Raw genomic sequence first — 20,631 nt, 5'->3', positions numbered from 1 at the left:
CGGCGTGAGCCGGGGTACAAGGCCCCACCATGGCCAAGCTCTATTTCTACTACGCCGCGATGAATGCGGGGAAGTCGACGACCCTGCTGCAGGCCGACTTCAACTACCGCGAGCGCGGAATGGAGACGATGCTGTGGACCGCCGCGCTCGACGATCGGGCGGGCGCGGGGCGGATCGCCTCCAGGCTCGACATCGGGGCGGCGGCGCACAGCTTTGATGGAACGACCGACCTGTTCGAGACGGTGGGCGCCGAACTTACGCGCCGTCGTTTGCACTGCGTGCTGGTCGACGAAGCACAATTCCTGACCGAGGCGCAGGTCCTGCAGCTCTGCCGCTTGGCGGATGAGCTCGATCTGCCCGTGCTCTGCTACGGCCTTCGAACCGACTTCCAGGGGCAACTCTTTCCCGGAAGCGCGACCCTGCTCGCCCTTGCCGATTCCCTCGTCGAACTGAAGGCCGTCTGCGAATGCGGCCGCAAGGCGACGATGAATTTGCGCGTCGATGCCGAGGGCCGTGCGGTCGCGCAAGGGAAGCAGACCGAGATCGGCGGCAATGACCGTTATGTCGCCATGTGCCGCCGCCACTTCTTCGCCCGCCTCCGCGCGAGCGAGGAATGACCCCGCCTCGCCCGCTGTCGGGCTGGATCGTCCTCGACAAGCCGCTCGGTCTCGGTTCGACCCAAGGGGTGAGCGCGGTGAAGCGCGCACTTCGCGAGGCCGGGCAGGCCAAGACCAAGGTCGGCCATGGCGGCACGCTCGATCCGCTTGCGACCGGTGTCCTCCCGATCGCGCTTGGCGAAGCGACCAAGCTTGCCGGGCGAATGCTCGATGCGACCAAGGCTTATGACTTCACCGTCGCATGGGGCGCGCAGACCGACACGCTCGACCTCGAAGGCCAGGTCATCGCCGAGAGCGACCACCGCCCGACCCGCGCCGAGATCGAGGCCGTGCTGCCGCGCTTTACCGGACCGATCGAACAGGTCCCGCCGGCCTATTCGGCGCTTAAGGTCGACGGCAAGCGCGCCTACACCCTCGCGCGCGAAGGCGCCGAGGTCGAACTCAAGAGCCGCCATGTCACGATCCTGGCGCTCGCGCTGCTCGATGCCGACGAGAACGCCGCCACCTTCGCTGCGACGGTCTCCAAGGGCACCTACATCCGGAGCCTCGCCCGCGACCTCGCGCTGGCGCTCGGCACCGTCGGCCACGTGACCATGCTCCGGCGGACCAAGGCCGGTCCGTTCGGGCTCGATCAGGCGATATCGCTGGACTTTCTGGGTGATTACGCTAAGGGCGGCTCGCTCGACGGGGCACTTCTGCCATTGCAAGCAGGGCTGGACGACATCCCGGCCTTTCCCGTCACCCCCGAAGAAGCGCGTCAGCTCCGGCTGGGTCAGCGACTTCAACGGGTTCCGCCTGCGGGCGGTCTCCACGTTGCGGTCGAGGGCATCACCCCCGTCGCTCTGATCGAGGGGACCGACATCGTGCGCGGGTTCAACCTGTCAGAATAAGGAGTAACACGATGTCGATCACTGCCGAGCGCAAGGCCGAGCTGATCAAGGAGCACCAGCGCGACGAGAAGGACACGGGTTCGCCCGAGGTCCAGGTCGCCATCCTGACCAGCCGCATCCAGACGCTGACCGAGCACTTCAAGGGCCACGCCAAGGACAATCACAGCCGCCGCGGGCTGCTGATGATGGTCAATAAGCGCCGTAGCCTGCTGGCCTACCTCAAGAAGGAAGACGCCCAGCGCTACACCGACCTGATCGGGAAGCTCGGCCTCCGCAAGTAACCAGTTTCGAAGGGCGCCCTAGCGGCGCCCTTCGCTTATCGGACTTCCCGCATCCGGCGGGGCGTTCAGGGGCAAGGAAAACGCTCCACCCGCTGGCAGACCGGCTTGTCTGCCAAGCTGCACCGGTTCGCATCCGGCGACCGGACAAAGGATAATCATGTTCAACATCAACACTGTAGAAGTCGATCTCGGCGGCAAGACGCTGAAGCTCGAGACCGGCCGCATTGCCCGTCAGGCCGATGGCGCCGTGCTGGCCACCATGGGCGAAACCGTCGTCCTGTGCGCCGTCACCGCCGCCAAGAGCGTCAAGCCCGGCCAGGACTTCTTCCCGCTGACCGTTCACTATCAGGAGAAGTTCTCCGCTGCCGGGCGCATCCCGGGCGGCTTCTTCAAGCGTGAGCGCGGCGCGACCGAAAAGGAGACGCTGACCAGCCGTCTCATCGACCGCCCGATCCGCCCGCTGTTCCCGGAAGGCTTCTATAACGAAGTCCTCGTGATCGCGCAGGTCCTTTCCTACGATGGCGAGAACGAGCCCGACATCGTCGCCATGTGCGCCGCTTCGGCCGCCCTCACCCTGTCGGGCGTTCCCTTCATGGGCCCGATCGGCGCCGCCCGCGTCGGCTACCAGAATGGCGAATACATCCTCAATCCTAGCCCCGAGCAGGTGAAGGAAGGCGATCTCGATCTGGTCGTCGCCGCCACCGGTGGCGCGGTCATGATGGTCGAATCCGAAGCCAAGGAGCTGTCGGAAGAAGTCATGCTCGGTGCCGTCGTGTTCGCGCACGAGGCCGCCAAGAAGGTCGTCAACGCGATCTGCGATCTCGCCGAAAAGGCCGCCAAGGATCCGTGGGACCTCAAGCAGGCCGACGACAAGGCCGCGACCAAGGCCAAGCTCAAGGACCTCATCGGCGCCGACATCGCGGCGGCCTACAAGGTCACCGCCAAGGCCGAGCGTTCGGACCTTCTGAACGCCGCCCGCGCCAAGGCCAAGGAAGCCTTTGCCGAGGCCGAGCCGCAGGAGCAGCTCGTTGCGGCCAAGCTCGTCAAGGTTCTGGAGGCGGACATCGTCCGCACCGCGATCCTCGAGGAAGGCCGCCGCATCGACGGCCGCGACACCAAGACCGTCCGTCCGATCGAGGCGATGGTCGGCTTCCTCCCGCGCACCCACGGGTCGGCGCTGTTCACCCGCGGCGAAACGCAGGCGATCTGCACCACCACCCTCGGCACCAAGGACGCCGAGCAGATGATCGACGGCCTCGACGGCCTCAGCTACTCGCGCTTCATGCTGCACTATAACTTCCCGCCCTATTCGGTCGGTGAAGTGGGCCGCTTCGGTGCGCCGGGTCGCCGCGAAGTCGGTCACGGCAAGCTCGCCTGGCGCGCGCTTCATCCGGTGCTCCCGACCAGCGAGGAATTCCCGTACACGATCCGCGTCCTGTCGGACATCACGGAGAGCAACGGCTCGTCGTCGATGGCCACCGTCTGCGGCGGTTCGCTGTCGATGATGGACGCGGGCGTTCCGCTCGCCCGTCCGGTCGCGGGTATCGCCATGGGCCTCATCCTCGAGGGTGAGAAGTTCGCGGTGATCAGCGACATCCTCGGCGACGAGGATCACCTCGGCGACATGGACTTCAAGGTTGCCGGTACCGACCAGGGCATCACCACGATGCAGATGGACATCAAGGTCGCCGGCATCACCAAGGAGATCATGCAGGTCGCTCTCGCCCAGGCGAAGGACGGCCGCGCGCACATCCTCGGCGAGATGGCCAAGGCGCTCGACAGCACCCGCACCGAGCTTTCCGCTCACGCGCCGCGCATCGAGACCATGCAGATCGCCAAGGACAAGATCCGCGAAGTGATCGGCACCGGCGGCAAGGTGATCCGCGAGATCGTCGCCACCACCGGCGCCAAGGTCGACATTGACGACGAGGGCCTGATCAAGATCAGCTCGTCCGACGTGAAGCAGATCGAGGCCGCCCGCGCCTGGATCCAGGGGATCACCCAGGAGCCGGAGCCCGGCACCATCTACACCGGCAAGGTCGCCTCGATCGTCGATTTCGGCGCGTTCGTGACCTTCATGCCCGGCAAGGATGGCCTGGTGCACGTCTCGGAAATCAAGAACGAGCGCGTCGAGAACGTCCGCGACGTCCTGACCGAGGGTCAGGAAGTGAAGGTCAAGCTGCTCGAGGTCGACAATCGCGGCAAGGTCCGCCTGTCGATGCGTGTCGTCGACCAGGAAACCGGCGCCGAGTTGGAGGACACCCGTCCTCCGCGCGAGCCGCGTGAAGGCGGCGATCGTGGTCCCCGCGGTGATCGCGGTGATCGTGGTGGCCGCGACGGCGACCGTCGCCGCGAGGGCCGTGGTCCCCGCCGCGAAGGTGGCGGTGATCGCGACCGTGGTCCGCGCGGCGAAGGCCGCGGCGATCGCGGCCCCCGCCGCGACCGTGACGGCGGCGGCAGCCGCGACGACGGCCCCGCGCCCGAGTTCGCTCCCGCGTTCCTGACCGGCGGCAACGACGACTGAGGAACGAGGCTGTTTAGCCAAGGTTAAGCTGTTGAGTTACAGGGCCTCGCGGGGAAACTCGCGGGGCCTTTTTCTTGTCTTCGCTTCCTTTTCTGTTCCGAAACGTTAGGAAGTCGTCGTGCCGGATCAGCAAGTCACAGAAATTGGTGGTCGCTGGACCGAACGCTTTCCGATGACGAGGATCGGTTTTGCCGGCGACGTCCTCGTCGCGCTGACCGCGTGCGCGCTGGCCACCGTTGTCCGCTCGGCGCTCGACGACCAGCTTCCTCCCGGTTTCCCGTTCCTGAGCTACTTCCCGGCAGTCATCCTCGCCGCCTTCGTTTTCGGGACCCGCGCGGGCATCATGACCGCCCTCACCTGCGGCCTCGCCGCCTGGTACTGGTTCGTGCCCCCCGCCCGCAGCTTCATGCTCGAGCATAACGCGCGCATCGCGATGGGCTTCTACGCTTTCATCACCGCGACCGAGATCGCGCTGGTGCACTGGATGCAGCGCGCCAATCGCCTTCTGGTCGCCTCCCGCGAGGCGAATGCCCGGCTGGCCCAGACCCGCGAGCTATTGTTTCGCGAACTCCAGCACCGAGTCTCGAACAACCTGCAGATGGTCGCCGCGCTCCTCACCGTGCAGCGCCGCCAGTTGCAGGACGAGAATGCCCGCGCCGCGCTCGACGAGGCCGCCCGACGTCTCCAGACCGTGGGCCGCATCAGCCGCCAGCTCTACGATCCCTCGGGGTCGGGCCAGAAGCTCGAGACCTTTTTGCGCGACCTTGCCCGCGACGTCATCGATTCGAGCGGCGGCGCGCAGATCACCCACGAGGTGACCGGCCATTCGGACGCCAGCATGGCACCCGAGGCGGCGATCCCCCTCGCCCTCGTAGTCGCCGAGAGCATCGCCAACGCGATTGAGCACGGCTTCTCCGACGACCAGACCGACCGCAAGCTGTGGATCCGGTTGCAGCCGATGGCCGATCAGCGGATGGCGGTCGAGATCGAGGACAATGGCCGCGGCCTCCCTGCCGGCTTCAGCCTTGCCGGTAGCGACAGCCTCGGTCTCAAGATCGCCACCATGTTGGCCGGCCAGCTCGGCGGCACCTTCACGCTGCTTCCCGCCACGTCGCGAGGGGCACTCGCCCGCCTCGAGCTACCGCTCCAGCCGGCGTAATCCCTAGCGGCGGAGGACGATCCCGACCGCCGCAATCCGCTCCGCTCCTGCCTCGGCGTAGGCCGGCTGGTCGAGCTCCTCGCCGAAAATATCGGGATCGATTTCTTCGTAGCGGAGCTGCGCCTCGGTTTCGGCAGCCAGTTCGGCCAGTTCAGATAGAAGCCGGTCTTCGCCGTCGATGATCGGGCTCCCGGTGTAGAGCAGCATCGTGCCGCCCTCACTCAACCGACCAAGCGCCTGCCGCGCCCAGTCGAGCGAAACGCCGGCACCGAGCATGTCGCCGCCATCGCGATAGGCCCGCCCTTGCGCGTCGGCGATGAAGGGCGGGTTGGCGATGATGAGGTCGATCTCGCCCTCGACCTGATCAAGCCCGCCGACCCGCGTCTCTACGTCCATTCCGGCAGCCATGGCATTGGCTTCAGCCAGCGCGAGCGCTGTAGGATTGATGTCGAGAAGCGTGACGCGTTCGGGTTCGAGCAGCCCGGCCGCACTGATCCCGCCAGGGCCCGCACCGGCGCCAAGATCGACGAGATCCCGCGGTGGCGCGATCTCCTCGGCCTGCGCCTCGACGAAGCGGGCGAAGCGGTAGGTGTCGGGGCCGAAGAAGACGCTGTCCGCTTCCTCGGTCGGATAAGCCGAATGAAGGAACAGCCGTCCGCTCAGCGACGAAACGCGAACGAGGCTCCGGCAAGTGCCGCCCTGCCGGTCGAGCGCGCCGCCTTCCTCGAGCAGCGACAGAATATCGGACGGCAGCAGATCGGCCGCGAACGGCATGCTCCAGCCGAAGACATCGCGCAGGTCGCGCGCCTGCTCGTAGCGCCGCCGGCCGAGCACGCGGGCGTGGGTCGCGGGCGTGACGGTGGTGAAGGCATAGCCTTCGTTGTCGAGCTCCTGGAGAAGCCCGGCCAGTGGTTCGGGGGAAAAGGTCATGCCGAAGCGGGTAGCGGCGCTATCGCGAAGCGCAAGCGTCCGCGCCTCAGTCGACCCCGAGCATGTCGCGATAGCGCGCAAAGCAGCGCTCGCCGCAGGTCAGGCGCATCAGCGCGCCTTCTGCCATCGCACGGGCCCGCAGCGGACCTTCCGCCTCGTCCTCAAGCAGCGGGCGGATCGCTTCCCTGTTCCACTCCTCGCTATGCTTGATGTCGAGCGTGGCATGGAGGTCGAAATAGCGCCGCAGCCTCGGCTCGAAACCCAGCCGGCGCATCGTCTTCGACACGGCCGCCGAGCGGGCCGGAGCGGTCAGCTCGATCACGCCGAGCGCACCGACGCTATGCCAGGCATAGTCACGGTTCGTGGCCATGCCGGTCATCGCATTGGCGAGCGCGAGGCTTTCCCAGCAGGTGCGCTCGATGGTCGGCTCGAGCCCGAGCGCGTCGACGACATAATGCAGCATCGGGCCGTGCATGCCCTTCATGTTACCGCGGCCCATCTCGTCCCAGTAATTGCGCGCAAGTTCCATTTTCGCGCGATCGGGCAGCCGGATCTGGGTCAGCGCGACCAGATCGTCGAATCCCGCCTCCCCCGCCGCTTCCTGCGTCAGGAAGAGCTCGAGGTCGTCGAGGTTTGCCGAAGTCTCCAGCCAGTCGAACAGCTTGTCATGCTGACCAGGACCGGTCCGCTCGAGGCCTTCGAACCAGGCGATGAACCCGTCGGCGTCGGTCGGCGCATCCGCGGCCTGGGCCCGAATGTCGTCGCGCAGTTCCTCGAGAAAGCCCAGTTCGAGCCGCTGCATCCGCGCGTCACGGTCGATGCGGGCGGCCGATCCCGCGCCGGGCACGGAAGGCGCGAGGCGCTCGCGGTTCCAGTGGCTCAACGCCTGTTGAAACACGCCATTGGTGAACTGCGACCCCGAAAGCGTCGACTGGAAGCGGGTGGCCATGGAAATCTCGCAAGCTGGAGGATGCCGAGAGAACGGCCCCGCTCTCCTCGATGTTCCTGCAGACCGACAATCGCTTGCGTTGGAGACGGGGCGCGTACGCGCCTGTTGGCAGTCGACGATGGTCGCTCGCGGCTAATCGGTTGCCGGCTTGCAGCTCCGATCAGTCTGGGCAGCGGCGATGCCGATCCGATAAGGACCGGCGCGCGACACCAGTTGCTGTCCTTTCCAGCTCAACCGGATCGCGCCCTCGTCGAGCAGGCAATCCACCGCCGAATGCACTTCCGGCATGGCTGCACGCCAATTTTCGCCCGAAGCCAGCGCCCGCGCGACTTCGCTCGGACAGATCGTGTAGGCTGGTTTTCGATTGGCGAGCATGGCCAATGTCGTCGTGCGCGCGTCCGCCGTCATGGCTGCCGACGACGCCCCTTCGACGATCGCCCGGTGGTCATCGGATCGGGCTTGGGTGGCCGTTTCCAGCCCGGCGGCGGGGTAAGCCGCTGCTGGCTGGTGCCCAGCCCCATGGCGCCGGGTTCCTGGCGCTCGATGCCTGTGAAATCGGCTCGAGCCGCCTCATCGGGCGTCGCCCCGCCGCGCAGCATCGCGATCCGGTCACGACAGCGCTTCGCTTCCTCGAAATCAAGCGCGAGCGCGGCCCGCTCCATTTTCCGCTGAAGGGTCTCGATCGTATCCGCCATAGCACTCAAACGCGCCAGCAGTCGCTGGGATGCCGTCGATCAGTCGGATCGGAGTGAAAGCATCAGACCGATCCAACACGGGAACCCCGCGTCGTCGTCTCTAGGCATCAGGGGAAGATTTCGAAACCGGCGCGGATGGTGGAGCTGAGGGGAATCGAACCCCTGACCTCTGCAGTGCGATTGCAGCGCTCTCCCATCTGAGCTACAGCCCCGCACCGGTTCTTGGGCGCCTCTAGCGGTGCTTTACGCAGAGCGCAACGCGCTTTTCGTCTCGGCGACGAAGGATCTCGTTTCGGCCCTGCGGGACCTTACCCTGACCTTTCGGGCCGGAACGGCACCCCCTTCATGACGTTTGTCTTCCATGGACCCGCCGCCCCCTTGGCGGATCCCCATGGAGGAGTATCAATGGCTTACGATCGGTACGACAGCCGCGACCAGAACCGCGGCTACCGTGACGACCGCTCGCGCGATGATCGCAGCGGCTATCGGAACAACGACGGCGACGACCGCGGCTTTTTCCAGCGCGCGGCCGACGAAGTTTCCAGCTGGTTCGGCGATGAAAGCTCGGGCGGACGCCGCGAGCGCGACGACCGCTACGGCCGCAGCAACGAAAGCAGCCGCCGCTACGAGACCCGCAGCGACAACGAGCAGCGCGGCTACACCGCCGGCCAAGGCGGCTGGGGCAGCAGCAGCAGCACCTATGAACCGCGCGCCTATGACGAGAGCGAGAGCGGCGGACGCTATGGCCGCGACAATGATCGCTCGGCCTTCTTCAGCGGCGGCCAGTCGAGCAGCTATGGCCGTGGCCGCGACCAGGGCGACTATCAGAACCAGTATGGTCGCGGCGGCGGTGAAAGCGGCGGCTTCGGCGGCGGCAACTACGGCCGGCAGGATTCAAGCCGGAGCGACTATGGCAGCCGCTCGTCGTCCTACGGCCAGTCGGGTAACTCTTCCTTCGGTCAGAGCCAGTCGTTCGACCGCAACCGCGACGACTTGCAGGGTCGCGGCCATCAGAGCCAGGGTGGCGATCGCTATCGCCCGATGACCGGCGACTATGGCCGGGGCCAGTCGGACCGCGGGTCGGGCTTCGGAAGCCAGGATTATGGCCAGCAGCAATATGGCCGCCAGGACCGCTTCCAGGACCAGGATCGCGACACGGGCCGTTCGTCGATGTTCGGCGGCCAGACGCAGTTCGGTCGCGGCACGCACGACGACCATTATTCGAGCTGGCGCCAGCGCCAGATCGAGGATCTCGACCGCGACTATGACGAATATCGCCGCGAGCATCAGAGCCGGTTCGAGAACGAATTCTCGAGCTTCCGCGCGACCCGCCAGACCAAGCGCCAGATGCTCGGGCAGATCCGTGAGCATGCCGAAGTCGTCGACGAAAATGGCGAGCGCATCGGCACCGTCGACAAGGTCCGCGGTGACAAGATCATCCTGACCAAGAACGATCCGGAAGCCAATGGCGTCCACCGCAGCTTCACTTGCTCGCTCCTCGAGAAGGTCGAGGACGGCAAGGTCACGCTGAGCGGCACCAAGGACAGCATCCGTTCGCGTCTTCAGGAAGAGCGTGACGAGGGTCAGCAGGGCGGCATGATGGGCGGCCTGTTCGGCGGCTCGGACAACGACCGCCAGCAGGATCGTTCGGCCTCGTCGCTGTCGACCACGTCGACCTCGACCACCGGCACCACCGGCCAGTCGTCGGACGGCCCGCACATGCTCGATAAGAGCTTTTCGGGCACGTACGACGACAGCAGCGAGACCAAGTAAGCCCTAGGCTCACCTGATCGGGAGAGGCCCGGCCGCCGCGAGGTGGTCGGGCTTTTTCATGCCCGAAACGCCGCCTTTTCGTCGCCGCGGGCTTGACCCGGGGTCCGGCTTCTTCTTCTCCGGTCTCGCATAACAACGGGTTCCGGGTCAGGCTCGGACCGATGAGCAGGAGAAGCAGACATGCCCCACGCCTGGCACCTCAAGAGCCGCCCCCACGGCATGCCCACCGCGGAGAATTTCGAATATAAGGAAACCGCCCTCCCCGCGCTCGGCGACGGCATGGTCCACGTCCGCAACCACTATCTGTCGGTCGACCCGTACATGCGCGGCCGGATGAACGACGTGAAGAGCTATGTCCCGCCGTTCCAGATCGGCGAGCCGCTCGAGGGCGGCGCGGTCGGCGAGGTGGTCGAGAGCAAGTCGCCCGACTTTCAGCCCGGCGACAAGGTGCTCCACATGATGGGCTGGCGCGACGAGGCGGTGATCCCGGCGCAGGCGCTCAACAAGCTGCCGGCCATCTCCGGTATCGAGATCAAGGACTTCCTCGGCAACCTCGGGCTGACCGGCGGCACCGCTTACTGGGGCCTGCTCGACGCCGCGCAGGCCAAGGAAGGCGACATCGTCTTCGTGTCGGCTGCCGCGGGCGCGGTCGGCTCGGCGGTGGTCCAGATCGCCAAGGCCAAGGGCATGACCGTGATCGGCTCGGCCGGCGGGGCCGACAAATGCGCGTTCGTCAAGGAACTCGGCGCTGACGCGGTGATCGACTACAAGAGCGGCACCAGCCTCGTGAAGGCGCTCGGCGAAGTCGCGCCCAAGGGCATCGACGTCTATTTCGACAATGTCGGCGGCGAGCATCTCGATGCCGCGCTGGCCCACGGCCGCAAGGATGCGCGCTTCGCCATCTGCGGCATGATCGACGGCTACAACAGCGGCGAGCCGACCAGCCTCCGCTACATCATGCGGGTGATCGCGATGCGGATGATGCTCAAGGGCTTCATCTATACCGACTACCTGCCGCGCAACGCCGAGTTCTTCGCCGACATGGGCCAGCTCGTCGCCACCGGAAAGGTGAAGAGCCGCGAGACCGTCATGGAAGGTCTCGAGAAGACCCCCGACGCGTTCCTCGGCCTGTTCAGCGGTGCCAACACCGGCAAGATGCTGGTCAAACTCTAAGCCATTCGCCTCCCCGCCGCAGGCTGCGGCGGGGAGGCTTCTCCTTACACCCGATTATAATTGCACTGCGCGGGGTCGCCCGAGGTCAGGCCACGACGCAGCGCTTCCATCCGCTGCTGGCTCGATCCGTGGGTGAAGCTCTCGGGCCGAATCGCCTGGCCCGCCTGCTGCTGCAGCGCGTCGTCGCCGATAGCCGAGGCCGCACGCAGACCTTCCTCCAGATCGCCCGGATCGATCGCCCTGGTCCCATCCGGCGCCTTGGCGCGATTGGCCCAGACGCCGGCATAGCAATCGGCCTGCAGCTCGACGCCGACCTGCACCGCATTCGCTTCGGCCCCGCCCCGCGCCTGCTGCGCACGGCTGGCGCGGTCGAGCGTTCCCTCGAGATTCTGGATATGGTGCCCGACTTCGTGCGCGAGCACGTAATACGGGGCGAAGTCACCGGTCGCGCCGAAGCGGGTACGGAGCTCTTCGAAGAAGCTGGGATCAATGTACACGCTCTGGTCGCCCGGGCAGTAGAACGGGCCCATCACGGCTTGCCCCGCACCGCACGCGGTCTGCGTGCCGCCGGTATAGGCGACGAGCTTGGGCTGGCGATATTGCGCGCCGCTCTGCCGGAAGATGTCGGTCCACACCGCGTCGGTATTCTTGAGCGTGTTGACGAGCATGTTGCGCTGCTCGGGCGAGAGGCGCGATGCGGCTTCCGAGCCCTGCTGCGTCGGCGCGACACCGCCACCGAGTCCGCCGCCGATACCGCTCAGCGCGCAATAGCCGAGCGCCAGGATGAGCAGGCCGACGAACCCGAACCGGCTCAGCACCAGCGGTATGAGCATTCCGAGGATGCCGCCCCCACCACCAAGCGAAAAGCCGCCGCCGCCCGATTGCCCGGTACGGTCGATGAAATCTCCGTCGTTCCCGTCGCCGCCAATACGCATCCGCCTCTCCCTTTCGCCCCCATAATGATCGGCGGCCACGCGAAGTTGCAAGCGATGCAATTCGTCTCCTCGGGCTTGACCCGGCAGCCCGCTTCTTCTTGGGATTCGCGCATGACGCGGGCTGCCGGATCGACAGCCGGAGCGACGAACAACGGGAGTGAAGCATGATCCTCAAGGACAAGGTTGCGCTGGTCACGGGTTCCACCAGCGGCATCGGCCTCGCCATCGCCCGGTCGCTCGCCGCCGAGGGTGCGCGGGTCATGCTCCACGGCTTCGGCGACCGCGACGCCAATCTCGCGCTCAAGGAGGAACTCGCTGCGCTGTCACAGGATTGCGCCGGTTTCTCGGACGCCGACCTCTCAAACCCGGAAGCGATCGACGAGCTGGTCGCGCAATGCACCAATGAACTCGGCAGCCCCTCCGTCCTCGTCAACAATGCCGGTGTCCAGCATGTCGCGCCGGTGGACGACTTCCCGCCCGAAAAGTGGGACATGATCATGGCGGTGAACCTGTCGGCGGTGTTCCACACCACCCGCCTCTGTCTTCCCTCGATGCGCCAGCGCGGCTGGGGCCGGATCATCAATACCGCAAGCGCGCACAGCCTCGTCGCCTCGCCCAACAAGAGCGCCTATGTCGCGGCCAAACACGGGGTCGCCGGCTTCACCAAGTCGGTCGCGCTCGAGGCCGCCAAGGACGGCGTCACCGTCAATTGCATCTCGCCCGGCTACGTCTGGACCCCGCTGGTCGAGAACCAGATCCCCGACACGATGAAGGCCCGCGGCCTCACCCGCGAGCAGGTCATGAACGACGTCCTCCTCGCCGCCCAGCCAACCAAGCGCTTCGTCGAGCCGGTCGAGGTCGCCAGCCTCGCGCTCTACCTCTGCCGCCCCGAGGCGGGCAGCATCACCGGCGCCAATCTCAGCATGGACGGCGGCTGGACCGCGCAATGATTTCGCGCGGGCGAGGAAACGGACTAAGGATCGTGGTCATGCGTCGCTTTCTTCCCGTCCTGCCGCTTCTTGCGCTCACCGCCTGCACGCCGACCGAGCGGCCGACCGCCGGCCCGGTCGCGATCGCGTCGGCCTGGCACACGGTCGCGACTACGCAGGACCGTCGGCGCCTGCGCGACTGGCGACCCTCTTTCGTCGAGGGCCTGCGCCAGGCGCGTGCCGCCGGTCACGGCGCCGAGATCGACCGCGAGGGCGCCCTGCTTCAGCCCGATGCCGCACTCGGCGGGGGCATTCCCAACGGCAACTATCGCTGCCGCATGACCAAGCTCGGCGCCCGCGGCGCGGGCATGCTGCCCTATATCGCCTATCCGAGTTTCGCCTGCCGGATCGACCAGAACGGGCGTCTCCAGCAATTCGCCAAGCTGACAGGCTCGCAGCGCCAGGTCGGCTCGATCTTCGCGCACGATCGCTTGCGCTCGGTGTTCCTCGGAACCCTGGTCCTCGGCGACGAGCAGAAGGCGCTACCCTATGGCGCCGACGGCGACCGCGACCTCGCCGGCTGGGTCGAGCGCATCGGCGAGCGGCGCTGGCGGCTCGTGATTCCCTCGCCGCGCTTCGAAAGCCTGACCGACGTGGTGGAGCTGGTCCCCCAAAACTGAGGATGGACGGGCGTTCCGTTCCCGATAGATTGTCGGAATGATCAGCTCGCTCCTGGCCGCCGCCGCCCTCGCCGCCCAGCCGGTACCGCCGGTTTCCTCCGATCTCATGGCGCTCTACCGCGAGCTTCACGCTGCGCCCGAGCTATCCATGCAGGAAGTCAAAACCGCGGCGAGGCTGGCGCCCGAACTCAGGAAGCTCGGCTTCACCGTGACCGAGAAGGTCGGCGGGACCGGCGTCGTCGCGGTTCTCCGCAACGGGCCCGGCAAGACCCTGCTGATGCGCGCCGACATGGACGGCCTCCCGGTGGTCGAGCAGACCGGCCTGCCCTTCGCCTCCAAGGTCCGCGCGACCGCACGCTCGGGCGTCGAGACCGGCGTCATGCACGCTTGCGGCCACGACACGCACATGACCGCGATGATCGGCACCGCCCGCCGCCTCGTCGCGCAAAAGGCGGGCTGGAGCGGCACGCTCGTCATCGTCCTCCAGCCGGGCGAGGAGACGGGTGAAGGCGCCAAGGCGATGCTCGACGCAGGCCTCTACAACCGCTTCCCCAAGCCCGACACCGCCATCGCCTTCCACGACAGCGCAAGCCTGCCCGCCGGCACCATCGGTGTGACGCCGGGCTATGCGCTCGCCAACGTCGACAGCGTCGACATCCTGGTGAAGGGCGTAGGCGGCCACGGCGCCTATCCGCAGACGACCAAGGACCCGATCGTGCTGGCCAGCCAGATCGTGATGGCGCTGCAGACCCTCGTCAGCCGCGAGAACAGCCCGCTCGACCCTGCGGTCGTGACCGTCGGAAGTTTCAATGCCGGCGCCAAGCACAACATCATTCCTGACGAAGCCAAGCTCCAGCTCACCGTCCGCAGCTACACGCCCGAGGTCCGCAAGCTGCTGCTCGACGGCATCGCCCGGATCGCGCGCGGCGAGGCGATCGCCGCCGGCATGCCCGCCGACCGCATGCCCGAGGTCAAGGTCCACGAAGAAATGTTCACGCCCTCGACCTTCAACACCGAAGCGCTGTCGAACCGGACCCTCGCGCTATTACAGGAGCGCTTCGGCGCCGAGCGCGCGCGCAAGGTCCCGGCGGTGATGGGCGGCGAGGATTTCAGCCGCTTCTGGCTTGCCGACCAGAAGATCGACAGCCTCATCTTCTGGGTCGGCGGCGTGCCGCAGGCGGCGTGGGACAAGGCGGGAGGTGATCCCGCCAAGCTGCCCTCGCTGCATTCGCCCTTCTGGGCGCCCGAGGCCGAGACGGTGATCGCCACCGCGACCGAGGCCATGACCTTGGCGGCATTGGCGGAGCTCAAGAAGGGCTGATCCCGCCCGGTCGTTCACGCTTCCTTTGTAAATTTCTCCGACAGTGCGGGCCGTGGACAGCCTGCTCGCCTTCTGGAGTCACGCGCTTGGCGCCGTAGCGGTCTCGGCGGTCCTGCTGTGGCAACTACGTGGCTGGGCCTCCGGTCCGGCGCAAAAGCTCCTCCTCGCGGGACTCCTCACGACCGCCGCGGCCGCCTGGTTCTGGGCGGTCTCGCCCGGCACGATGCTTGCCGCGCACGCCGAGACCGCGCGTAACCTCATCTGGGTCGCGATGCTGTTCGTCCTTTCGGACAATGCCGAGGACGGCAAGCGCCAGCGCGGCGTCAGCCTCGTCTATGGCGCAGTCGCCCTGGTGCTCGGCGCACAGGCGCTGATCGACACGCTTGCGCCCTTCGCCCGCCCCGAGGACCGTGCGTCGCTCCTCGCCACCGGCAACGTGCTCCGGACCATCGCGGCATCGGGCGCGCTCATCCTCGTCCACAACCTCTACGGCCAGAGCGCCGCCGCCAGCCGCGGTCCGATCCGGCTGCCCATGCTCGGCCTCGCCTTGCTCTGGGTCTACGACCTCAACCTCTACACGCTGCAGATGCTGCACGTGCCGACCGGCAACGACCTCGCCGAGGTGCGCGGCGGCCTCGTCGCGCTCGCCGCGCCGTTCTTCGCGCTGACCCGCAGCGACAGCACGGCCTGGCGCCCCAAGCTGTCGCGCGCCGCGACCTTCCAGTCGCTGTCGCTTCTCGCCCTCTGCTCCTATTTCGCGATCATGGCGCTGCTCTCGGCGGCGCTTCGGACGGGGGAATGGGACTGGCTCCGCTCGCTCGCGATCCTCGTCCTCGCCGGCATGACCGTCGCGCTCGCCGTCCTGCTGCCAAGCCGGCGCGCGCGCAGCTGGACCCGGGTCAAGATCGCCAAGCATTTCTTCGAGCATCGCTACGACTATCGCGCCGAATGGCTGCGCTTCGCCGCAACACTCGGCGCGCGCGGCAACGACACGCCGCTCGCCAGCCGCCTCGTCCGCGCCTTCGCCGACATCCTCGAAGCGCCCGCCGGCCTGCTCGTCGCGCCCGACGAGCTCGGCGGCTTCGGGGTTGCGGGATCATGGCAATGGCCCGGCCGCGTCCCCGCCGGCGCGCTTGGCGGCGAAGGTTTCGGCGCCCTTTGGCCGCAGCTCGACGAGGGCCGGATCCTTGAGCTCGACGCGCATCGCTATCGCTGGGGCTCGGCCGCCGACCTCGCGCTTCCGCTGCCCGGCTGGCTGCTCGACGACGCCACCTTCTGGATCGGGATCCCGCTCGTCCACGGCGAGACCACCGTCGGCCTCGTCCTCCTCGCCGCGCCCGAACTGCGCCGCCCGCTCGATTGGGAGGATTTCGACCTCCTCCGGACCGCCGGGCGCCAGGCGGGATCGAGCCTCGCCGAGGCGATCGGCCAGCAGCGGCTTGGCGAAGCCCAGCGCTTCGACGAATTCAACCGCCGCTTCGCCTTCATCCTCCACGACATCAAGAACCTCGTCAGCCAGCTGAAGCTGCTCGCCCGCAATGCCGAGCGCCACGCCGACAATCCCGAATGGCGCAAGGACATGGTCGCGACGCTGCAGGGATCGGTCGGCAAGATGAACGACCTCCTCGCCCGCCTCGCCCCCGCCGCCGCGCCCGCCGCCCGGCCGCCGCTTCGCGCGACCGAGCTTCGCCCCCTCCTCGCGGCCACCATCACCGCGCACCGCAGCAACCACGAGGTCCGGCTGCTCGGCGATAGCGGGCTCGAGGTACTTGCCGATCCGGTCGGGCTCGAGCAGGCGCTCGGCCATCTTCTCGCCAATGCGGTCGAAGCGAGCCCGATCGCCGAACCCGTCACCGTTCGCGTCTCGCGCGCCGGCACCCGCGCCCGGATCGAGATCAGCGACGCCGGCCCCGGCATGGACGCCGATTTCGTCGCCACCCGCCTGTTCGCGCCCTTCGCCTCGACCAAGCAGGGCGGCTTCGGCATCGGCGCCTATGAAGCCCGCAGCCTCGTCCACGCCATGGGCGGCCAGCTCGGCGTCGACAGCCGCCCCGGCCAAGGCACCCGCTTCACAATCACCCTGCCGCTCGATCCGGCCCCCTCCGTCAGCCTTGAAAGATTGTCCGCATGAGCGATCCCGCCGACCTTCCCGTCCTGCTCGTCGTCGAGGATGACGAGGGCCTGCAGCGCCAATTGAAATGGGCCTATGAGGGTTATCGCGTCGTCAGCGCGTTCAACCGCGCCGAAGCGCTCGAACTGCTCCGCCTCCATGAGCCCGCGGTCGTCACGCTCGACCTCGGCCTTCCGCCCGACCCCGACGGCACCACCGAGGGCTTCGCCGCGCTCACCGACATCCTCCGCCTCAAGCCCGACACGAAGGTCATCGTCGCCTCGGGTCACGGCGCCCGAGAGAGTGCATTGAACGCCATCGCGCTCGGCGCTTACGACTTCTACAAGAAGCCGGTCGACATCGACGAGCTGGGCCTGATCGTCGCCCGCGCCTTCCACCTGCACGCGCTCGAGGCGGAGAACCATCGCCTCGAAGCGCAGGCGGCCGAGGGCGGGACCGTGCTCGGCTCGATCATCACCGCCAGCCCATCGATGCTCAAGGTCGCACGCACGATCGAGCGCGTCGCCCCGGCGGACGTCTCCGTGATGCTGCTGGGCGCCAGCGGCACCGGCAAGGAACTTCTCGCCCGCGCCGTGCACGAAAAGAGCCGCCGTGCGGGCAAGCCCTTCGTCGCGATCAACTGCGCGGCCATTCCCGAGAACCTACTCGAAGCCGAGCTGTTCGGCTACGAGCGCGGCGCTTTCACCGGCGCGGTCAAGACCACGCCCGGCAAGATCGAGCTGGCCGAGGGCGGCACCCTCTTCCTCGACGAAATTGGCGACGTGCCGCTCCCGCTGCAGGTCAAGCTCCTGCGCTTCCTTCAGGAGCGCGTGATCGAACGGATCGGTGGTCGCGCGACGATCCCGGTCGACATCCGCATCGTCTGCGCGACTCATCAGGACCTTCACGCGATGCAGGCCGACGGCCGCTTCCGCGAGGACCTCTATTATCGCCTCGCCGAGATGGTCGTCCCGATCCCCGCGCTTGCCGAGCGCCCCGGCGACGCCGTGCTCCTCGCGCGTCATTTCACCCGCCGCTTCGCCCGCGAGCTTGGTTCGCCCATCACCGGCCTCGCTCCCGACGCGGTCGACGCGATCGACAGTTACGCTTGGCCAGGCAACGTCCGTGAGCTCGAGAACCGAATCAAGCGCGCGGTGATCATGGCCGAGGGCAAGCTCCTCGGTGCGCTCGACCTCGACATCACCGAAATGTCCGAGGAGGCGTTCGAGGCCATCAACCTGCGCGCCGCCCGCGAAAAGGCCGACCGCCGCGCGATCCACCAGGCATTGATCCGGGCCGAGCACAATATCTCGGGCGCGGCCAAGCTCCTCGGCATCAGCCGACCGACGCTCTACGACCTGCTCAAGCAATATCAGCTGCAGGCTTGAGCCGGACGCCTTCCCGCGCCCTTGCAAATTGCAAGATTTCTGTCATTTCGCCGTGACCTAGGAGACCGGCCGCGCGGGCGTGCCGGCGGCCAGTTCGGGGTTTCACGCCATTCGCCAGATTGCCGCCCTTCCCTACCGTGCGCGGGGAGCGAACCTCGATGCGCCGGTAAGCGTGCTGCTCGTCACCTCGCGCGAGACCAAGCGCTGGGTCATTCCCAAGGGCAATCCCATGGGGAGCACCGCGCCGCATGCCGCGGCCGCCCTCGAAGCCGAGGAAGAGGCCGGAGTGCGCGGTTCGGTCTGCCCGGTGCCCCTGGGCTCCTATCGCTACCGCAAGCGGCGCAAGACCGGCGCGAGCCTGATGTTCGACGTCGAGGTCTATCCGCTGTCGGTCGACGAGGAACTGGCCGACTGGAAGGAAGCAGGCGAGCGGACCCGACAGTGGTTCAGCCTCGCCGAAGCCGCCGACAAGGTCGAGGAGCCCGATCTCGCCGATCTCATCCGCTCCTTCAACGCGGCCGAATTCAACAGCGCGGCGCGTCGCCGCAGCCTCCTGTCGGCAATCGCCGAACGATCAAAGGTTGGACCCATGTTTGCCTGGTTTCAAAATCTCCTGCCGAAGACCGGCGACTTCTTCACCCTGTTCGAAACGCACGCGCAAAGCGTGTGCGGCGCCAGTCAGGCGCTTGGCCGCCTGTTCACCGACGGCAGCGCGCGCGCCGAGCATATCCGCGAGATCAATGAGCGCGAGCATGACGCGGACAATATCATCCGCGAGACGCTCGGCACCGTTCGCCGGACCTTCCTCACGCCCTTCGATCGCGGGGCGATCACTTCGCTGATCGGCGCCATGGACGATGCAGTCGACGAGATGCAGGCCGCGGCCAATGCGGTCGATCTCTACGACTTCGACGAGTTCGAGCCCGAGATGAAGGACATGGTCGCCATCATCATCGATTCGGGCCGCCTTGTCGCCGAGGCGCTGCCGCTGTTGCGCGACGTCGGCGCCAACGCCACCCGTCTCCACGAACTGACCGAACGGCTCGTCCGGATGGAAGGCCATGCCGACGAACTTCACCGCGCCGGCCTCAAGAGCGCCTTCCAGCGCTTCGGAAGCGACCCGGCGGGCGCGATGCGCTTCACCGTCCGGCGCGAGATCTTCAAGCATCTCGAGCGGATCGTCGACGCGTTCGAGGACGTCGCGAACGAGATCGACGGCATCGTCATCGATCACGCCTGATGCACGAGCTTGCTTTCCCGCTGCTGGTGGGACTGATCATCGTCGCACTGGCCTTTGACTTCCTCAATGGCCTCCACGACGCCGCCAACTCGATCGCCACCGTGGTCGCGACCCGCCTTCTTGGGCCCGTTCAGGCGGTGGCCTTCGCCGCGTTCTTCAACTTCGCCGCCTACTTTCTGACGCTCGCCTTCCCGGCGCTGCACAAGGTCGCGGACACGGTCGGCAAGGGACTGATCGACAAGGACCTCGTCACCCCCGCGGTCGTGTTCTCCGCGCTGATCGGGGCGATGTTCTGGAACGTCGTCACCTGGCTCAAGGGTATTCCGTCCTCGTCGAGCCATGCGCTCGTCGGCGGTATCGTCGGCGCCGGCCTCGCCTCGGCCGGACTCGGGACGATCCAGTGGAGCGGCGTTTCGAAGACCCTCCTATTCATCCCGCTCGCCCCCCTGCTCGGTATGGCGATGTCGATGCTCGTCATGCTTGTCTCGAGCTGGCTTGCACGGCGGGCGACGATGCGCGGCGCGGACAAGAGCTTCCGCGCGCTCCACCTCGTCTCATCGGCCGCCTACTCGCTCGGCCACGGCCTCAACGACGCGCAGAAGACGATGGGCATCATCACCGTGCTTCTCTTCTCGACCGGCTATCTCAAGGGCGAATTCCAAGTCCCCCACTGGGTCGCGATCAGCTGCTACATCGCGATCGGGCTGGGCACGATGACCGGCGGCTGGAAGATCATCGAGACCATGGGCAGCCGCATCACCAAGCTCGACCAGCACCAGGGCTTCTCCGCCTCGACCGGCGGTTCGTTCCTGCTGTTCGGCGCGAGCTGGTTCGGCATTCCGGTCTCGACCACCCACACCATCACTGGCGCAGTGATCGGCGCGGGCGTCGCGCGGCGGGCCAGCGCGGTCAACTGGGGCGTCGCGCAGAGCGTGGTCATGGCCTGGCTCATCACCATTCCCGCCAGCGCCAGCGTCGCCGCGGCCATCTACTGGATCACGACGCTGTTCTAGGCCTTGCCGATGGCGGTGCGACGG

The 20,631-nt window shown here is 67.1% G+C and carries 19 protein-coding genes and 1 tRNA gene; 14 read left to right on the top strand and 6 right to left on the bottom strand.

Features of this window, described 5'->3' with window-relative positions; all coding sequences use genetic code 11:
• Window positions 1-29: 29 nt before the first annotated feature.
• The 5 genes from ABD693_RS08850 to ABD693_RS08830 all read left to right on the top strand — a co-directional run bounded on the left by ABD693_RS08850 (window position 30) and on the right by ABD693_RS08830 (window position 5,471).
• The gene (locus tag ABD693_RS08850; protein WP_344696697.1) at window positions 30-617 is read left to right on the top strand and encodes a thymidine kinase; all 588 of its coding nucleotides are present in this window, start codon (window positions 30-32) and stop codon (window positions 615-617) included.
• Window positions 614-1,507, top strand: coding sequence for a tRNA pseudouridine(55) synthase TruB (truB, locus tag ABD693_RS08845; RefSeq protein ID WP_344696696.1), 894 nt, complete (start codon window positions 614-616; stop codon window positions 1,505-1,507). Before ABD693_RS08850 ends, truB begins: the two co-directional genes overlap by 4 nt.
• Window positions 1,508-1,518: 11 nt before the next feature.
• Complete coding sequence (gene rpsO, locus ABD693_RS08840; RefSeq protein WP_344696695.1) at window positions 1,519-1,788, top strand: 30S ribosomal protein S15; 270 nt, start codon at window positions 1,519-1,521, stop codon at window positions 1,786-1,788.
• 157 nt (window positions 1,789-1,945) lie between these two features.
• On the top strand, window positions 1,946-4,312 hold the full coding sequence (pnp, locus tag ABD693_RS08835; RefSeq protein WP_344696694.1) for a polyribonucleotide nucleotidyltransferase: 2,367 nt from the start codon (window positions 1,946-1,948) through the stop codon (window positions 4,310-4,312).
• A gap of 172 nt (window positions 4,313-4,484) precedes the next feature.
• Window positions 4,485-5,471: a sensor histidine kinase gene (locus tag ABD693_RS08830; protein WP_344696693.1), complete on the top strand. Its 987-nt coding sequence runs from the start codon at window positions 4,485-4,487 to the stop codon at window positions 5,469-5,471.
• Window positions 5,472-5,474: 3 nt separating this feature from the next.
• On the opposite strand, the gene ABD693_RS08825 is transcribed toward ABD693_RS08830, so the two are convergent.
• The 5 genes from ABD693_RS08825 to ABD693_RS08805 all read right to left on the bottom strand — a co-directional run bounded on the left by ABD693_RS08825 (window position 5,475) and on the right by ABD693_RS08805 (window position 8,257).
• Window positions 5,475-6,401, bottom strand: a complete 927-nt coding sequence (locus ABD693_RS08825) for a methyltransferase (RefSeq protein WP_344696692.1) — start codon at window positions 6,399-6,401, stop codon at window positions 5,475-5,477.
• 46 nt (window positions 6,402-6,447) lie between these two features.
• A complete protein-coding gene (locus tag ABD693_RS08820; protein ID WP_344696691.1) occupies window positions 6,448-7,350 on the bottom strand; it encodes an iron-containing redox enzyme family protein in 903 nt (300 codons plus the stop codon).
• Between the two features lie 132 nt (window positions 7,351-7,482).
• Window positions 7,483-7,758, bottom strand: a complete 276-nt coding sequence (locus ABD693_RS08815) for a DUF3253 domain-containing protein (RefSeq protein ID WP_344696690.1) — start codon at window positions 7,756-7,758, stop codon at window positions 7,483-7,485.
• Entirely contained in the window at window positions 7,755-8,045 is a 291-nt protein-coding gene (locus tag ABD693_RS08810; protein WP_344696689.1) for a UvrB/UvrC motif-containing protein, read from the bottom strand. Before ABD693_RS08810 ends, ABD693_RS08815 begins: the two co-directional genes overlap by 4 nt.
• Window positions 8,046-8,181: 136 nt before the next feature.
• Window positions 8,182-8,257: transfer RNA gene (locus tag ABD693_RS08805), tRNA-Ala, on the bottom strand.
• Between the two features lie 193 nt (window positions 8,258-8,450).
• On the opposite strand from ABD693_RS08805, the gene ABD693_RS08800 reads away from it, so the two are divergent.
• Both ABD693_RS08800 and ABD693_RS08795 read left to right on the top strand, forming a co-directional pair.
• Window positions 8,451-9,818 (top strand): DUF2171 domain-containing protein, encoded by a 1,368-nt coding sequence (locus tag ABD693_RS08800; RefSeq protein WP_344696688.1) that lies wholly within the window; start codon window positions 8,451-8,453, stop codon window positions 9,816-9,818.
• Window positions 9,819-9,998: 180 nt separating this feature from the next.
• Window positions 9,999-10,991, top strand: a complete 993-nt coding sequence (locus ABD693_RS08795; protein WP_344696687.1) for an NADP-dependent oxidoreductase — start codon at window positions 9,999-10,001, stop codon at window positions 10,989-10,991.
• Window positions 10,992-11,035: 44 nt separating this feature from the next.
• On the opposite strand, the gene ypfJ is transcribed toward ABD693_RS08795, so the two are convergent.
• Entirely contained in the window at window positions 11,036-11,926 is an 891-nt protein-coding gene (gene ypfJ, locus ABD693_RS08790; protein ID WP_344696686.1) for a KPN_02809 family neutral zinc metallopeptidase, read from the bottom strand.
• Between the two features lie 164 nt (window positions 11,927-12,090).
• Between ypfJ and ABD693_RS08785 the strand changes: the two genes are divergently transcribed.
• The 7 genes from ABD693_RS08785 (at window position 12,091) to ABD693_RS08755 (ending at window position 20,607) form a co-directional block, all read left to right on the top strand.
• Window positions 12,091-12,876, top strand: coding sequence for a 3-hydroxybutyrate dehydrogenase (locus tag ABD693_RS08785; RefSeq protein ID WP_344696685.1), 786 nt, complete (start codon window positions 12,091-12,093; stop codon window positions 12,874-12,876).
• A 38-nt stretch (window positions 12,877-12,914) separates the two neighbouring features.
• Window positions 12,915-13,535: a DUF4893 domain-containing protein gene (locus ABD693_RS08780; protein WP_344696684.1), complete on the top strand. Its 621-nt coding sequence runs from the start codon at window positions 12,915-12,917 to the stop codon at window positions 13,533-13,535.
• A gap of 37 nt (window positions 13,536-13,572) precedes the next feature.
• Window positions 13,573-14,856 carry an amidohydrolase gene (locus ABD693_RS08775; RefSeq protein ID WP_344696683.1) on the top strand — a complete coding sequence of 428 codons (1,284 nt, stop codon included), beginning with the start codon at window positions 13,573-13,575 and terminating at the stop codon, window positions 14,854-14,856.
• A 52-nt stretch (window positions 14,857-14,908) separates the two neighbouring features.
• Window positions 14,909-16,987, top strand: a complete 2,079-nt coding sequence (prsK, locus tag ABD693_RS08770; RefSeq protein WP_344696682.1) for an XrtA/PEP-CTERM system histidine kinase PrsK — start codon at window positions 14,909-14,911, stop codon at window positions 16,985-16,987.
• Complete coding sequence (gene prsR / locus ABD693_RS08765; RefSeq protein WP_344696681.1) at window positions 16,984-18,354, top strand: PEP-CTERM-box response regulator transcription factor; 1,371 nt, start codon at window positions 16,984-16,986, stop codon at window positions 18,352-18,354. The genes prsK and prsR overlap by 4 nt, the downstream gene beginning before the upstream one ends.
• A 109-nt stretch (window positions 18,355-18,463) precedes the next feature.
• Window positions 18,464-19,594: a DUF47 family protein gene (locus tag ABD693_RS08760; RefSeq protein ID WP_344697604.1), complete on the top strand. Its 1,131-nt coding sequence runs from the start codon at window positions 18,464-18,466 to the stop codon at window positions 19,592-19,594.
• A complete protein-coding gene (locus ABD693_RS08755; RefSeq protein ID WP_344696680.1) occupies window positions 19,594-20,607 on the top strand; it encodes an inorganic phosphate transporter in 1,014 nt (337 codons plus the stop codon). The genes ABD693_RS08760 and ABD693_RS08755 overlap by 1 nt, the downstream gene beginning before the upstream one ends.
• Window positions 20,608-20,631: the final 24 nt, after the last annotated feature.

The organism is Sphingomonas rosea (assembly GCF_039538065.1).
Classification (GTDB): domain Bacteria; phylum Pseudomonadota; class Alphaproteobacteria; order Sphingomonadales; family Sphingomonadaceae; genus Sphingomicrobium; species Sphingomicrobium rosea.
The sequence above is the reverse complement of the archived record's forward strand: the minus strand, read 5'-3'. Positions and strand labels throughout refer to the sequence as shown.

Excerpts from the sequence above, each read along its gene's own strand:
- ABD693_RS08850 (WP_344696697.1), top strand. The coding sequence starts at position 30 with ATGGCCAAGCTCTATTTCTACTACGCCGCGATGAATGCGGGGAAGTCG.
- truB (WP_344696696.1), top strand. The coding sequence starts at position 614 with ATGACCCCGCCTCGCCCGCTGTCGGGCTGGATCGTCCTCGACAAGCCG.
- rpsO (WP_344696695.1), top strand. The coding sequence starts at position 1,519 with ATGTCGATCACTGCCGAGCGCAAGGCCGAGCTGATCAAGGAGCACCAG.
- pnp (WP_344696694.1), top strand. The coding sequence starts at position 1,946 with ATGTTCAACATCAACACTGTAGAAGTCGATCTCGGCGGCAAGACGCTG.
- ABD693_RS08830 (WP_344696693.1), top strand. The coding sequence starts at position 4,485 with ATGACGAGGATCGGTTTTGCCGGCGACGTCCTCGTCGCGCTGACCGCG.
- ABD693_RS08825 (WP_344696692.1), bottom strand. The coding sequence starts at position 6,401 with ATGACCTTTTCCCCCGAACCACTGGCCGGGCTTCTCCAGGAGCTCGAC.
- ABD693_RS08820 (WP_344696691.1), bottom strand. The coding sequence starts at position 7,350 with ATGGCCACCCGCTTCCAGTCGACGCTTTCGGGGTCGCAGTTCACCAAT.
- ABD693_RS08815 (WP_344696690.1), bottom strand. The coding sequence starts at position 7,758 with ATGACGGCGGACGCGCGCACGACGACATTGGCCATGCTCGCCAATCGA.
- ABD693_RS08810 (WP_344696689.1), bottom strand. The coding sequence starts at position 8,045 with ATGGCGGATACGATCGAGACCCTTCAGCGGAAAATGGAGCGGGCCGCG.
- ABD693_RS08800 (WP_344696688.1), top strand. The coding sequence starts at position 8,451 with ATGGCTTACGATCGGTACGACAGCCGCGACCAGAACCGCGGCTACCGT.
- ABD693_RS08795 (WP_344696687.1), top strand. The coding sequence starts at position 9,999 with ATGCCCCACGCCTGGCACCTCAAGAGCCGCCCCCACGGCATGCCCACC.
- ypfJ (WP_344696686.1), bottom strand. The coding sequence starts at position 11,926 with ATGCGTATTGGCGGCGACGGGAACGACGGAGATTTCATCGACCGTACC.
- ABD693_RS08785 (WP_344696685.1), top strand. The coding sequence starts at position 12,091 with ATGATCCTCAAGGACAAGGTTGCGCTGGTCACGGGTTCCACCAGCGGC.
- ABD693_RS08780 (WP_344696684.1), top strand. The coding sequence starts at position 12,915 with ATGCGTCGCTTTCTTCCCGTCCTGCCGCTTCTTGCGCTCACCGCCTGC.
- ABD693_RS08775 (WP_344696683.1), top strand. The coding sequence starts at position 13,573 with ATGATCAGCTCGCTCCTGGCCGCCGCCGCCCTCGCCGCCCAGCCGGTA.
- prsR (WP_344696681.1), top strand. The coding sequence starts at position 16,984 with ATGAGCGATCCCGCCGACCTTCCCGTCCTGCTCGTCGTCGAGGATGAC.
- ABD693_RS08755 (WP_344696680.1), top strand. The coding sequence starts at position 19,594 with ATGCACGAGCTTGCTTTCCCGCTGCTGGTGGGACTGATCATCGTCGCA.